The sequence below is a fragment of the Citrobacter sp. TBCS-14 genome, from assembly GCF_005280805.1.
In the GTDB taxonomy this organism is placed as follows: Bacteria; Pseudomonadota; Gammaproteobacteria; order Enterobacterales; family Enterobacteriaceae; genus Citrobacter; species Citrobacter gillenii.
Window position 1 is genome coordinate 1 of the sequence record NZ_SZWM01000343.1, and the last position, 209, is coordinate 209.

Below are 209 nucleotides of genomic sequence, written 5' to 3' on the forward strand. Positions count from 1 at the left end.
GGAAGACCTGGTTCTGGTTATTGAAGATCGTGTTGTAGGATTTCATCTGACGACCAGGGTTTTTGGTCTCTTCCTGCTGAACATAGCTGGTGCTGTTGAAATCGTCGTAATAACCGCTGTGGGTTAATGAATACGTTGTGTGTTCATAACGGTTGTAGCTTTTGCTGTTTGGCTTACAAACACCGTTACGGCAGTTTTCTGCCGCCATC

General features: G+C 45.5%; 1 pseudogene (running past one end of the window). It reads right to left on the reverse strand.

Going from position 1 to position 209, the window contains the following annotated elements:
• A pseudogene (locus tag FDX22_RS15415) lies at positions 1-209 on the reverse strand (ligand-gated channel protein); its annotated part runs 321 nt beyond the window's last position; the annotation flags it as partial.